The organism is Pseudomonas sp. Pseusp97 (genome assembly GCF_047304025.1).
GTDB lineage: Bacteria > Pseudomonadota > Gammaproteobacteria > Pseudomonadales > Pseudomonadaceae > Pseudomonas.
Genome location: NZ_JBGLYK010000173.1, coordinates 1 through 12,556 on the forward strand (window position 1 = coordinate 1; position 12,556 = coordinate 12,556).

Here is a 12,556-nt window from a genome sequence, read left to right on the forward strand (position 1 = left end):
GGCAAAGGCTGCGCGCAGTTGCTGGGCATCGTGGCGCCAGCCCTCCACGCGGCGGGCGTCGTCCGGGTGGGCGGCGAGCCAGGCTTCCACCCACTGGCGGCGCGCCGGCTCCAGCTGGTCGTCGATGTAGGCGTGCAGATCCTGTTCCTGGGGAGTGCCGCCGGGAATGCGTTCGTTCATTTCAGTACCCGCAGGGAAGGGGTCGCCGCCTGTCCTTCGCTCAGCGCGCGCAGCGCCGTGCGTGCGCGGGACAGGCGGGACATGACGGTGCCCATGGGAATATCCAGTGCCTCGGCCACCTCGCGGTAGCTCAGGCCTTCGACGCTGACCAGCGTCAGCAGCGCGCGTTGTTCGGCGGGCAGGCGCTCGAAGGCCTCCAGCGTCGAGCGCGCGCTGACGATGTCTTCCGGCGATGCGCTCACCGCGCTGTCCGCGCCGAACAGGCTGAGCAGGCGCGCGTAGCGTTTCGCCCGGCGCTGCCCGTCGATGAAGTGCCGGTAGAGAATCGAGAACAACCAGGCGCGCAAATCGCCGTCGTCTCGGCGGCCGGACCAGGCCGACAGCGCCTTCTCCAGGGTCGCCTGGACCAGGTCGTCGGCGCTGCTCGCGCTGCGGGTCAGCGACAGCGCGAAGCGCCGCAGCCGGGGCAGCAGTTCGCGCAGTGAATGGTCGTCCAGTGAGTGCATCGGGGCGCCGGGAATGGGTGGGTTCGAGCGAGGAAGACGAACGCTGCGGCGATCTATTCCCGTCGCGGGGAAAAATAATTTATTCGCAGCGGGTGGGAATAACCCGTCGCACGGTGCGTCGTACCGGCTCAACGCATTCAGCCTAAGCCTGAGGAGCCGGAAATGACAGAAACCCCACCCAACGTGCCGCTACGCCTGGCCGCCATCGGCGCCGTGGTGCTCGGCGTGGCCGCCGTCTTCGCCTACGTGGCCGGCTGGCTCGACCCGCAGCGACTCACCCCGGCCAGCGTGATCGACACCCTGGAGCACAACAGCGGCGTCTACCCCGGCTACCGGCGCAACCACGCCAAGGGCTTGTGCGTGATCGGCCATTTCGACAGCAATGGCGGCGCGGCCAGCCTGTCCCGCGCCAGCCTGTTCTCGGTCGGCCGCGTTCCGGTGGTGGGGCGACTCGCCATTCCCGGCGGCAACCCCAAGGCCAGCGACGGCGCCGCGCCGATCCGCAGCCTGGCCCTGCGCTTCCAGCCGGCCGATGGCCAGGAATGGCGCACCGGCATGAATGCCATGCCGGTCTTCGTCGTCCGCGACGTCGCCAGCTTCTACGCCCTGCAGCAGGCCACCGCGCCGCAGCCGGGCACCGGCAAGCCCGACCCGGAAAGGGCCGGCGCCTTCTTCAAGTCGCACCCCGAGACCCAGGCCTTCCTGCAGTGGGCCAAGTCCTCGACGCCGTCCTCCAGCTACGCCAACAGCGCCTACTACAGCCTCAACGCCTTCTACCTGGTGAACAAGGAAGGCAAGGAGCAGCCGGTGCGCTGGTCCGTGCAGCCCGAAGCGCCGGTCGAACCGTTGGCCGCCGACAAGCGCGGCGACGCCGACTTCCTCGCCGATGAACTGGCCCAGCGCATCGCCGCCGGCCCGCTGCGCTGGCGCCTGCAGTTCACCCTCGGTGAGCCCGGCGACAGCACCGTCGACCCCACCCAGGCCTGGCCCGCCAGCCGCCGCACCGTGGACGCCGGCGAACTGGTGATCGAACGCCTGCAAGCGGAAATCGGCGGCGACTGCCGCGACGTCAACTACGACCCGCTGATCCTTCCCGACGGCATCCGCGCCTCCGACGACCCGTTGCTCAGCGCGCGCTCGGCCGCCTATTCCGAATCCTTCAACCGCCGTACCCGCGAGCAGGCCCAGGAGACCCACTGATGAAACCGACCTACTTCCCGCTCTCCCTGCGCGTGCTGCACTGGCTCATGGCCGTGCTGGTCCTCGCCATGCTGCTGATCGGCTTGGGGATGGTCGCCAGCGTCTCCCCGCGCCACGCCGCGCTGGTCGCCATCCACAAAGCCCTGGGCGCCGCGCTGCTGGTGCTCGTGCTGCTGCGCATCCTGGTGCGCCTGACCAGCCGCATTCCCGCACTGCCCAGCGACATGCCCGGCTGGCAACGCCGCGCCGCGCACCTCTCGCACCTGGCGCTCTACGGCCTGCTGCTGGCCCAGCCGCTGGTGGGCTGGACCATGCAATCCGCCGGCGGCTATCCCGTTGTGCTCTGGGGCGGCTTCGAACTGCCCGCGCTGGTTTCGCCCTCGGTGCAGCTTCACACCGTCCTGCGCAGCGCCCACACCTCCATCGCCTACGCCCTGCTGGCGACCATCCTCCTGCACCTCGCCGCCGCGCTGTTCCACGGGCTCATCCGCCGCGACGAAGTTCTCCCCAGCATGACCGGCGCGCCTATGCCGAATAGTTCCAGCGGAGAGCGGCCATGAAACGCTTGCTCGCTGCCACTTTCCTCTTCACCTCCTGCGCGGCCCTCGCGGCGCAGGACGCCCCACCGGCGCAGGACTACCACTACGGCGAGAAGCTCGACATCAAGCGTGTGGTGCAGTCGCCAGACCTGGACTTCTGCGGGATTCGCGAGGTGGAGATGACGTATGAGGACAGCGGCGGGCAGCGGCATAGGCTGCGGTATCCGGTTTGGGGGCAGGGGTGTGGGAATCAGAATTGAGGAGAGAATACGCAGAGCGGCTTTCGAGCGGCCATCCGAGAGGGGCGGATTGTGCTTTGGCCTGGGAGATTGGGAAGGGGGATTGCTAGTGGCGGTGGCGCCAACGATTGTTCATCGACGCCACGTAGGCGGAAGGGGATTGGGTTCAAGGTCTAGGACCAGTCAGTACCCCTTGATTCATCCAGCGTCGGCCCGCTCTCGCGCTCCCTCGGAGCATGTCGGGGCACTGGATGTACCTGACGTTTTCGCGCCCATTTGACCAGCCGACTCATGGCGATGAAACCCGCGAAGATCAGCATCGGGTACGCGTAAAGCAGTTCGCCCAGGCTGTACTTCCAGGCGAGGGGGCGGCCGACACCGAGCAAGGCCGCGTAGAACCAGGAGACCGCCGACACCGTGCCCGCAAAGATGCTCAGGGCTCGCATGCCCGGTTCGAGCTGGAGCAAGGAGCCCGCCCGCATCAGGGCGGGCATGACCACCGAATGCAACAGACTGCCATTGACCGTGAGCAGGGCGACGATGAGGACCTTGGCCTGCAGCTTGGGGTTGAAGAGGTACTCCATTCCCTTGGCTGACATATCCAGCAGGACGATGAGCGCGCCGGAAAACCAGAGCATCTGCAGCGCCAGGGTAATGGTGCGCTTCAGCGTCTCCATGGGTGCCTGCTCGAGGTGAACCGAATCCGAACCTTTGAGGAGCTGCTTGACCATGGCGAAGTCACTGGTCAGGACCAGGCCAATCGCGACGCAACAGGCGATCAGGTGGGTGTAGACCACACCCAGGCGAACGAACTCCATTACTGCTTCGCGCTGCAGTAGCGAAGTCACTACGTGAACGAATTCCATGAATTGTCTCTTGTTTTTGGAATGGGCCACCGGCTGTCCGGGGCCATGACTAGGCGTCGAGGGGTGGGGGCGTTGCGAGCTGCCGTGCAGGTTAATCCATGTGAGGCGCAATGTTATTTGTAAATAATTCTTACTGTCAAAAACAAAAAGCGGTACCGGCGTGCCGATTCGACGGGGTGCGGAGGGCGCATTCGGGTGTATGGCGGGCGGTGATCCAAGGGCTTTTTCAGCGGGACGAAGCTAGCGGCGAGGAAAGGTGTTCAGCCCCCGATGCGGCGTTACTAGCAACAGCAACAGGGCCGCCCGCTGCCCTCGAGCGTTCTTCCGCCCTGCTACGAAGCAGTCGCTCGGGTCGTTTCGCGGGCGGTCGCTCTAGCGCGCCGGGCCTTGCGAATCTTCTGCACTGTCTCCACGAACGGCGTGACGATCAGACTCCACAGCGAAGAATATTTCTCGTCATCCTGCTCTCCGGCGCCGAACTGGATCGGCTCCGGTGCGCGCTGGGTGACGTAGAGCGTGCCGAACATCCAGTCCCACAGCGACAGGTTGATGCCGAAGTTTCTGTTGAAGTGGCGGGGCGCGTCGCTGTGGTGGATCTGGTGCTGGGCGGGGCTGTTGACCACGTGCTCGATCAGCGGCCCGAACGACAGCCACACATGGCTGTGGCGCAGGTTGGTCGCCAGCACGTTGAACAGCAGGATCATGTAGGTCACGCCGAACAGCGTGTAGGCGCTGATCTGGCCGCCGCAGGCGTACCAGAAGGCACCGGCATAGGCGCCCAGGGCGACGGCGCCGGCCAGTTTCGCCGCCAGCTTCTCCACGAAGTGCACGCGGCTCGCGGTGATCGGCGTCAGCACCGCCGCCGAGTGATGCACCTTGTGGAACGCCCACAGCCAGCGCGAATGGAAGGCGCGGTGTACCCAATAGTTCTTGAAGTCGCTGACCAGGAACACCCCCAGCCCGTAGAGCAGCGACAGGCCGAGGTTCGTCCCGACCTGCGGGCGCGCGCCCCAGAGGTGGGTGAAGAAGGCGATGTAGTCGCCCGAGCGCAGGATGTACGGATCGACCAGCCCGATGATGGGCACCAGCAACGCCACATTGAGGATGCCGCGTACCAGGTAGTAGCGGTAATCCAGCAGCGCGGAACGATGCAGATTCACCCGGCTACCCCCAATGAACTGCCAGAACGAAGCCGCCTGCGTCAGCCCGCGCCGCCGACGGAAGCGGAACAGCGCGTAGGCGATGGCGTAGGAGCACAGCAGAAACACCACGCCGACGCGGCCGCTGAGGTCGAAGAGGCCGGCGATCTGGTTGGTGATGGGGTTGACCACCCACTCGGTGATGTGGCGGTGGACGTGCGAAAGCTCAGGCATGGGCGTCAGGCGTTGATGAAAGAGATGCTGCGGCTTGGAAGCCTGCAGTCAGATTGCGACTCGGGGAGTCGCTTGTTCGTATTGGAGTGACTGGACGGTGCGCCAGAACTGCCACGTATGCAGATCAGCATGGAACTGGTTGGTTCTGGCTGTCAAAGCTCGATTGTGCGGGAGGGAGCCATTTCGACAGGAGGGCCTGCTGCTCAAGATCCGCTGCTGAGTCTGTTTCCGGTCAGGAGCCGACATCCAATTGACGGAAATGCCGGCAGCTTCGAGTGTCGGGAGCGGGTTATTGTCGCAGGATGGGCTCGCCGGTGCGCGGGTCCGTCAAGGTGACGTTTTCCAGGGCTTTGATGAGCCACAGTCCTTCATGGCGGGTCAGCACCGCCTGAATCAAGGTGTCCACGGAATGCGGGCCTGCGGGGTGCGCGCTGCCAACAGTCAGGCGGCTCCAGAAATGCAGAACGGCGACCCCGTCACCAATAGGGATCACATCAATCACCTCGTTTGCCAGGGTCGAGTCGCGGTAAATCGTCTGATGAATTGGCGCGTGAAGCGCGATGATCTCATCAATGCCGCGCACCAGGTGTCCGAAACGATTTACGAACGTCGCGTCCTCGTGAAAGAGCGCACCAAGCGCCGTCATATCATGAGCGTTCCAAGCAGCCTGGAAGCCCTCAGCTGCTGCCTCGGGTCGCGTAATTTCGGTCATATCGCTTTCACTTCTGTTTTATGGGTTCGACCGACTTCCTGATCTCGGAGAGCTCGAGGTGAACTTCCAGCCAAGTGTTTCCTGGTCATTGCGACGTACGGCCAGGGCCTGTCGGTCCTGGGTGAATGCATCATCGACCAGATCCTGCTTTGGCCGTGCACTGACTTGGCCAAGGCGGAAGCCTAGCCAGACAATTCAATTCCACCAACTACAGAATTCAAGCGCGGCATGTCTCTGTTTCTTCGGCAGAACAAGGTCCCTCCGGGGCGGTAGCTGCCACCAGGTCAGAAAGCCGATTCGTACGTATCGCCCCCGCTTGACCTCCTCCAGCCTTCCCCATAACCTCCCGACGCCCCTGTGAAAGCGACAGGGGAGCGGGTTTGGCGACCCGGAACACATAGGCGCGGTAACGCATCGTAAGACCGTGACGTATTCGCACGTCCACGGTTCTTCGCTATGGCGGGCCGCGCAGGGAGACCTTCGGGTCTGCCGGTTCTATGTGCCGGTTCGCCAACCTTGCGCGGTTCCGCCACCCTATCCGTTTGGCGACGGACGTGGCGGCTTCTCACACATAGGAGCTGCTCCATGGACGACATCTACATTCCCACCGTTTTCCACCGCTACAACCGCTCCCTGCGCGGCGTGCTGATCGACAACCAGCCCTGGCTGGTCGCCCGCGAGCTGGGTTATCTGATCCGCGAGCGGGTCGATGCTTATGTTCTTCGATTGGATGAGGACCTCTTTCGCGAGGCGCGCCTGGTGACGGGTGGTGGCGAGGAGGTCGTGTTGCTGGTCAGTGACTATGGCGCTTTCCATGTGCTGCAGCGATTTCGCGATCCAGAGCACCGGCAGTTGCGCATGTGGCTCACCGGCCATGTATTGCCGACGCTCAGGGATCAGGGGCGGGTGCCTGCGGGGCTGCCGAGGCGGATGCAGGCCAGGGGGGAAGGGCGGCCGCTGGCGGTGCTGGATTGGCAGGGTGAGTACTGGGTGCCGATGGGAGAGGTGCCGCGGTTGATGCGCGAGGAGAGGCGCGGGCGATGGTGGCGGAGGGGGTAATTGTCGATGTGGAGTGGGGCGGGTTCGCGAGCAAGCTCGCTCCTACAAAAGCCGGCCCGGCGGCTGGGGATTCCTGAATCGGGCGGCTACGCGCCCCTCTCTGAAAAGAGAGGGAGCTGATCGTGCCGGCTGATGATGTGGGTTCTCCTTGCGCGGAACGGTCCCCTCTCCCGCTTGCGGGAGAGGGTTAGGGAGAGGGGCTCTTGGCGCTTTCCCTAGAAGATGTAGTCGGTAGTCAGGAAGCTGGAGTCGCGGTCGCGGATGATCCGGCTGATCAGCTCTTTATTGGCGTCGGTGAAGCGCGTGGCCACCAGGGTGCGGATGGAGAAAGTGCGCAGGGCGTCGTGGACGGAGAGGGTGCCCTCGGCGGAGTTCTTGCGGCCGTTGAAGGGGTAGCTGTCAGGGCCGCGCTGGCACTGGGCGTTGATGTTGATGCGGCCGACCTGGTTGACGAAGGCGTCCACCAGCGGGCCGATCTGCTCGGGATCGTCGCCGAACAGGCTGAGCTGCTGGCCGTAGTCGGACTGCAGGACGTAGTCGATCACCTCGTCCAGTTCGCGGTAGGGCACCACCGGTACCAGCGGACCGAACTGTTCCTCGTTGTACAGGCGCATGTCGGCGCGCACCGGGCTGAGCAGCGCGGGGTAGAAGAAGCTTTCGCGGCTCTCGCCACCGCCGGGGTTGATGACCCTGGCGCCCTTGTCCAGCGCGTCCTGCAGCAGGCCGTTGAGGTAGTCGACCTTGCCCGGCTCGGGCAGCGGCGTCAGCGCTACGCCCGGCTGCCAGGGCATGCCGGGCTTGAGCTCGGCGAGCTTGGCGCTGAACTTGGCGAGGAAGCTGTCCAGCACGTCTTCGTGGACGAAGAGGATCTTCAGCGCGGTGCAGCGCTGGCCGTTGAAGGAAAGGGCGCCGGTGATGGCTTCGCTGACGGCGTTGTCGAGGTCGACGCTGGGCAGGACGATGCCGGGGTTCTTGGCATCCAGCCCGAGGGCGGCGCGCAGGCGGTGCGGGCGTGGGTGCAGCTTCTTCAGGTCGGCGGCGCCGGAGTGGGTGCCGATGAAGGCGAAGACGTCGACCTTGCCGCTGGCCATCAGCGCGCTGACGGTCTCGCGGCCGCGCCCGTAGATGACGTTGATGACGCCCGGCGGGAAGCTGTCGCGGAAGGCCTCGAGCAGCGGGCGGATCAGCAGCACGCCGAACTTGGCGGGCTTGAAGACCACGGTGTTGCCCATGATCAGCGCCGGGATCAGGGTGGTGAAGGTCTCGTTCAGCGGGTAGTTGTACGGGCCCATGCACAGCGCGACGCCCAGCGGCACGCGGCGAATCTGCCCGAGGGTGCCCTGTTCCAGTTCGAAGCGGCTGGAGCGGCGGTCCAGCTCCTTGAGCGCCTGGATGGTGTCGACGATGTAGTCGCAGGTGCGGTCGAATTCCTTCTCCGAGTCCTTGAGGTTCTTGCCGATCTCCCACATCAGCAGCTTGACCATGGCGCTGCGCTGCTCGCGCATGCGGACGAGGAAGCGCTCGACATGGGCGATGCGCTCGGCCACACGCAGGTTGGGCCATTCACCCTGACCGTTGTCGTAGGCGGCTACGGCCGCGTCCAGTGCGGCGAGGGCGGCGTCGGCATCCAGCAGCGGCGTGCTGCCGAGGATCACCTGTTCATCGCCCTGGTCAGTGGCGAGGAAGATCGGACTGCGTACCGGAGCCAGCGGGCCTTCCCAGCGGCGCAGCTCGCCGTTGACCAGATACTCGCGCTGCTCGACCGGCGCGTCGGGGCGCCAGGTGTCAGGGATGTCGGTGAGGCGGGGGAACAGATGGTCGAGCTTGTTGTTGTCGGGCATGACTCATCCCTCGGGGGAGGTGGGCGACTGGTCTGTGTGGCGCGCATGAGGGTTCGCGGTCATGCGCCGTACGGAATGTTCTAGAGCCTAGCTTGGCTCAGGTAAATCGATTCAGCAAAGCTGCTGCACGGGCCGATTACCGCTTGCGGTTATCCGCCGGCTTCACGGTGTGCTGGGGCTTTGGCGGATAACCCGTTCCGGGTTATGCGCCCTACGGGTGCGAGGGGGTTGGCTGTGGCGTCGGCGCGGGCTGCAGGAGTTCCTGCTGCTCGGCGTAGCGGGCGCGGATGTCGAAGTCGCGGGGCAAGGTGGGCTGGGCGGGGGCTTTCGGAGTTGCGGAGGAAGTCACGGGCGATACCTCGTTGCAGGAATCCGGTGGGGCGAATTGGTGGTGTTCGCCGGGTTAGAGCTGATGGGTATCGCTGCGCTCCACGCCATCCTACGCGGAGCTTCCAGGTAGGGCAGTTCGTAGGATGGGTGGAGCGCAGCGATACCCATCGATCAATGCATCAGACGAACAGCGACAGCAGCAGGATGAACAGCAGGCCGACCACCGAGAGGATGGTTTCCATCGCCGTCCAGGTCTTGAAGGTCTCCATCACGCTCATGTTGAAGTACTGCTTCACCAGCCAGAAGCCGGCGTCGTTGACGTGGGACAGAATCAGCGAGCCGGCACCGGTGGCAAGCACCAGCAGCTCGCGGTTGACGCCTGGGATCAGGTCGATGACCGGAACCACGATGCCCGCGCCGGTGATGGTGGCGACGGTGGCGGAACCGGTAGCGATGCGGATCACCGCGGCCACCAGCCAGGCCAGGAGGATCGGCGAGATCTGCGCCTGCACCGCCATGTGGCCGATCACGTCGCCCACGCCGCTGGCCACCAGCATCTGTTTGAAGCCGCCGCCGGCGCCGATGATCATCACGATGGCGGCGGTGGGCGCGAGGCTCTGGTCGAGCAGCTTGAGGATCTTCTTCGAGTCGAAACCGCGGGCATGGCCGAAGGTGTAGAGCGACAGCAGCAGGGCCAGGAGCAGGGCGGTGATCGGGTGGCCGATCATGTCCAGCCAGGCGCGGACGATGTGGCCGTCGGCGAGCATGACGTCGGCGAAGGTCTTGAGCAGCATCAGGAACACCGGCAGCAGCACGGTGAACAGGGTGACGCCGAAGCTGGGCAGGTTGCTGGTGTCCGGCTCGTGGGCGATCTGCGCGACCAGTTCTTCATTGGGCTGGCCGGGAATCACCCTGGCGATCCACGCGCCGAAGATCGGACCGGCGATGGCGGCGGTGGGCAGTGCGACCAGCAGACCGTAGAAGATGGTCTTGCCGATGTCCGCGCCGAACACGCCGATGGCCAGCAGCGGGCCCGGGTGCGGCGGCACAAGGCCGTGCACGGCGGAGAGGCCGGCGAGCAGCGGGATGCCGATCTTGATCAGCGATACGCCGCTGCGGCGGGCGACGATGAAGACCAGCGGCACCAGCAGGATGAAGCCGATCTCGAAGAACAGCGGGATGCCGACGAGGAAGGCGGCGAGCATCATCGCCCAGTGCACGCGCTGCTTGCCGAACGCCTGGATCAGCGTGCGGGCGATCTGATCGGCGCCGCCGGACTCGGCCATCATCTTGCCGAGCATGGTGCCCAGCGCAAGGATGATGCCGACGAAGCCGAGCACGCCGCCGAAGCCGTCCTGGAAGGATTTGACGATGGTCGCCACCGGCATGCCGGAGGTGAGGCCGAGGAACCCGGCGGCGATGATCAGGGCGACGAAGGGGTGGATCTTGAACCGGGTGATCAGCAGGATCAGGCCGATGATGGTGACCACCGCGTCCAGCAGCAGATAGGTGTCGTGGGACATGCCGAGCATGGGTCTCTCCTGTTGTTGTCGTTGTGCCGGAGCGGCTCTTCTTTTGATGTGGAAATTTCAGTGGTTTGAGATAGCGCTATCTTTGGAGGGCAGGCGCTATCAGGGTCAGTCGCTGGAGTGTTGTCGCCACCAGAGGTGCGCGGCTTCCGCCAGTTCGTCGAGTGGGCGGGTAGCGTCCAGGCGCAGTGTCAGCGGTTCGCTGGTCGGCACTTCGAGGGCGGCGAACTGGCTGTCGATCAGGCTGGCCGGCATGAAGTGGCCGGGGCGGGTGGCGACGCGCTGGGCGGCGGTTTCCGGGGTGAGTTCCAGGAACACCACACCCAGGCCGGGCACGGCGCGGCGCAGGCGTTCGCGGTAGATGAGCTTGAGCGCGGAGCAGGTGAGCACGGGGCGCTGGCCTGCGGCGATGGCTTTCTGCAGTTCGCAGGCAAGGGTGTCGAGCCAGCCGGCGCGATCCTCGTCGGTCAACGGGATGCCGGCGCTCATCTTCTGGATGTTGGTTTCGGGGTGGAAGGAGTCGCCTTCGATGGCGAATGCGCCGCTGCGCAGGCACAGGGCCTCGCTGACGCTGGACTTGCCGCATCCGGCGACGCCCATGATGAGTACGGCATCGATGGCGGGGAGCATGCAGGGCCTCGGTGTTGAGACAGCGCTATCTTTGTGGGGCGTAACGAAAAGCATCGGCTGCCTCCGTATTCTTGTCATTCTAGTCGGTGTGTCTCGGCGCTCTGGGTGGATGCTGCTGATGAAGCAAACACCGGCGGGCGAGGGTGCGGCGGGAGCCGGCCTCAGGCAATTGCCCTGGCTGCGAGACAGCGCTACCTTAGTGCCTCGATTTTTGTTTGGCAAGCCGCCTGATGACCGCCCAGAAGAACGATAAGAAAAACGACAGAAGTTCCCGTACCACCGGCAAACCCACCCTCAATGACGTGGCGCGCAGCGCCGGTGTCAGCCCGATCACCGCGTCGCGCGCCCTGCGCGGGGTGAGCACGGTGGCCGAAGCGCTGGTGGAGAAGGTCCGTCAGGCCGCCGCCGACCTGGGCTACGTGGCCAACCCCGCCGCCCGCGCGCTGGCCTCCAAGCAGAGCCATAACATCGTGGTGCTGGTGCCTTCGCTGGCGAACCAGCTGTTCATCGAAACCCTCGAAGCCATCCATGCCGTGATGCACCCGCGCGGCCTGGAAGTGCTGATCGGCAACTACCACTATTCCCGCGACGAAGAAGAGAACCTGCTGCGCAACTACCTCGCGTACCAGCCGCGCGGCCTGCTGCTGACCGGCTTCGACCGCACCGAAAGCGCCCGGCGGATGATCGAGGCCAGCGGTGTGCCGGCGGTCTACATGATGGACCTGGACCCCGGCGCGGGGCTGCACTGCGTGGGCTTCTCGCAGATCCGCGCAGGGGAGGCCGCGGCCAAACACCTGCTCAAGAGTGGGCGCAAGCGCCTGGCCTATATCGGCGCGCAGCTGGATCAGCGCACCCTGCTGCGTGGCGAGGGCTATCGCCGCGCGCTGCAGCAGGCCGGCTGCTACGACCCGGCGCTGGAAATCCTTACGCCACGCCCCTCCTCGGTCGGCCTCGGCGGCGAGCTGTTCCGCCAGTTGCTGGCCGGCCAGCCGCAGGTGGAAGGCATCTTTTTCGGCAACGACGACCTGGCCCACGGCGCCCTGCTGGAAGCCATGCGCCACGGCATCCGCATCCCCGAACAGGTGGCAGTGCTGGGCTTCAACGACCTGCCCAGCTCGGAATTCATGGTCCCGCGCCTCTCCAGCATCCGCACCCCGCGCAAGGCCATCGGCACCCATGCGGCGGAACGGTTGCTGGACCTGATGAATGACAAGCCGGTGAGTGCTCCGGTGATGGACCTGGGGTTCGAGTTGATGGTGCGCGAGAGCAGCTGACATTCGTCACACCTTCGTAGGGCGAATATCGCGCCAGCGTTATCCGCCGTCAGAGGTGCGGCGGATAACCTGTTCCAGGTTATGCGCCCTACGGCCCGTAGGATGGTGTGGAGCGCAGCGATACCCATCGATTCCTCATGCGGGCCGTGGTGATGTCGGGTTTTTCGTAGGAGCGAGCTTTGGAGCGGACCCCGTGGCCTGGGAGGCCGCGGGGGCTCCGGTAGGGCGCCCGCGGGGTCGCTCAGAAAATCGGGCGGGAATTAAAAGACCCCCCGGGG

Annotated in this window: 14 protein-coding genes; 5 read left to right on the top strand and 9 right to left on the bottom strand. The window is 65.3% G+C overall.

Annotation, left to right across the window (positions count from 1 at the left end; genetic code table 11):
* The coding region (locus tag ACCC94_RS22275; protein WP_413351734.1) for an anti-sigma factor family protein at nt 1-180 on the bottom strand (180 nt) is incomplete at its 3' end.
* Nucleotides 177-686: a sigma-70 family RNA polymerase sigma factor gene (locus ACCC94_RS22280; protein WP_413351737.1), complete on the bottom strand. Its 510-nt coding sequence runs from the start codon at nt 684-686 to the stop codon at nt 177-179. The genes ACCC94_RS22280 and ACCC94_RS22275, both read right to left, overlap by 4 nt.
* A gap of 162 nt (nt 687-848) precedes the next feature.
* Between ACCC94_RS22280 and ACCC94_RS22285 the strand changes: the two genes are divergently transcribed.
* The 3 genes from ACCC94_RS22285 to ACCC94_RS22295 are packed head-to-tail and all read left to right on the top strand — an operon-like array spanning nt 849 to nt 2,685.
* The gene (locus tag ACCC94_RS22285) at nt 849-1,886 is read left to right on the top strand and encodes a catalase family peroxidase (RefSeq protein ID WP_413351739.1); all 1,038 of its coding nucleotides are present in this window, start codon (nt 849-851) and stop codon (nt 1,884-1,886) included.
* The gene (locus tag ACCC94_RS22290; protein ID WP_413351740.1) at nt 1,886-2,446 is read left to right on the top strand and encodes a cytochrome b; all 561 of its coding nucleotides are present in this window, start codon (nt 1,886-1,888) and stop codon (nt 2,444-2,446) included. The genes ACCC94_RS22285 and ACCC94_RS22290 overlap by 1 nt, the downstream gene beginning before the upstream one ends.
* Nucleotides 2,443-2,685, top strand: coding sequence for a DUF2790 domain-containing protein (locus ACCC94_RS22295; protein WP_413351742.1), 243 nt, complete (start codon nt 2,443-2,445; stop codon nt 2,683-2,685). The genes ACCC94_RS22290 and ACCC94_RS22295 overlap by 4 nt, the downstream gene beginning before the upstream one ends.
* Nucleotides 2,686-2,837: 152 nt before the next feature.
* Here the strand turns inward: ACCC94_RS22295 and ACCC94_RS22300 are convergent, their stop codons facing one another.
* The 3 genes from ACCC94_RS22300 to ACCC94_RS22310 all read right to left on the bottom strand — a co-directional run bounded on the left by ACCC94_RS22300 (nt 2,838) and on the right by ACCC94_RS22310 (nt 5,615).
* Entirely contained in the window at nt 2,838-3,530 is a 693-nt protein-coding gene (locus tag ACCC94_RS22300; protein WP_413351743.1) for a hypothetical protein, read from the bottom strand.
* Between the two features lie 332 nt (nt 3,531-3,862).
* Entirely contained in the window at nt 3,863-4,903 is a 1,041-nt protein-coding gene (locus tag ACCC94_RS22305) for a sterol desaturase family protein (RefSeq protein ID WP_413351744.1), read from the bottom strand.
* A gap of 289 nt (nt 4,904-5,192) precedes the next feature.
* Nucleotides 5,193-5,615: a YybH family protein gene (locus tag ACCC94_RS22310; protein ID WP_413351746.1), complete on the bottom strand. Its 423-nt coding sequence runs from the start codon at nt 5,613-5,615 to the stop codon at nt 5,193-5,195.
* A gap of 585 nt (nt 5,616-6,200) precedes the next feature.
* Between ACCC94_RS22310 and ACCC94_RS22315 the strand changes: the two genes are divergently transcribed.
* Nucleotides 6,201-6,674, top strand: a complete 474-nt coding sequence (locus tag ACCC94_RS22315; protein ID WP_413351747.1) for a Bro-N domain-containing protein — start codon at nt 6,201-6,203, stop codon at nt 6,672-6,674.
* Nucleotides 6,675-6,889: 215 nt separating this feature from the next.
* Here ACCC94_RS22315 and ACCC94_RS22320 read toward each other — a convergent pair whose 3' ends face one another.
* The 4 genes from ACCC94_RS22320 to ACCC94_RS22335 all read right to left on the bottom strand — a co-directional run bounded on the left by ACCC94_RS22320 (nt 6,890) and on the right by ACCC94_RS22335 (nt 11,004).
* Complete coding sequence (locus ACCC94_RS22320) at nt 6,890-8,515, bottom strand: NADP-dependent glyceraldehyde-3-phosphate dehydrogenase (RefSeq protein WP_413351749.1); 1,626 nt, start codon at nt 8,513-8,515, stop codon at nt 6,890-6,892.
* Between the two features lie 211 nt (nt 8,516-8,726).
* Nucleotides 8,727-8,864 carry a hypothetical protein gene (locus ACCC94_RS22325; RefSeq protein WP_413351750.1) on the bottom strand — a complete coding sequence of 46 codons (138 nt, stop codon included), beginning with the start codon at nt 8,862-8,864 and terminating at the stop codon, nt 8,727-8,729.
* A 160-nt stretch (nt 8,865-9,024) separates the two neighbouring features.
* Nucleotides 9,025-10,377 carry a GntP family permease gene (locus tag ACCC94_RS22330; protein WP_413351751.1) on the bottom strand — a complete coding sequence of 451 codons (1,353 nt, stop codon included), beginning with the start codon at nt 10,375-10,377 and terminating at the stop codon, nt 9,025-9,027.
* 105 nt (nt 10,378-10,482) lie between these two features.
* On the bottom strand, nt 10,483-11,004 hold the full coding sequence (locus ACCC94_RS22335) for a gluconokinase (RefSeq protein WP_413351752.1): 522 nt from the start codon (nt 11,002-11,004) through the stop codon (nt 10,483-10,485).
* Nucleotides 11,005-11,234: 230 nt separating this feature from the next.
* Between ACCC94_RS22335 and ACCC94_RS22340 the strand changes: the two genes are divergently transcribed.
* Nucleotides 11,235-12,278: a LacI family DNA-binding transcriptional regulator gene (locus ACCC94_RS22340; RefSeq protein WP_413351754.1), complete on the top strand. Its 1,044-nt coding sequence runs from the start codon at nt 11,235-11,237 to the stop codon at nt 12,276-12,278.
* The last annotated feature ends 278 nt before the right edge of the window (nt 12,279-12,556 follow it).